The 283-nt window shown below is 64.3% G+C and carries 1 protein-coding gene; it reads right to left on the reverse strand.

What is annotated here, in order from left to right; all coding sequences use genetic code 11:
* The coding region (locus OR16_RS46985; RefSeq protein ID WP_006164625.1) for a hypothetical protein at positions 1 to 234 on the reverse strand (234 nt) is incomplete at its 3' end.
* Between the last annotated feature and the right edge of the window lie 49 nt (positions 235 to 283).

The raw sequence follows: 283 nt of genomic DNA on the forward strand, positions 1-283 counted from the left end.
TACGACATCCCCCTGCGGGGGCTGCCGGTCACTCTTCTTTGCGTCGGCAAAGAAGACTAACGAGAAGAAAGCCGACCCTGCCGGGCGCAGAGCAATCAGGCTCTCGAAGAGCGGTGGTTGCATCGTGCGGCCCAGGTGCCGGCGGGCTTCTGCCGGTACCGGCTTGCAGGTCATCGCAATGGCATGATCCAAGGGCTTCGTGGTGGGGCCCCTGACCTCGTCTGCGGTGCCCATTCCCACATCTGCCGTTCGCGGCGCAGAGTGCTGTGCCGTTTCGGGTGTG

It is taken from the genome of Cupriavidus basilensis OR16 (assembly GCF_000243095.1).
Classification (GTDB): domain Bacteria; phylum Pseudomonadota; class Gammaproteobacteria; order Burkholderiales; family Burkholderiaceae; genus Cupriavidus; species Cupriavidus basilensis_D.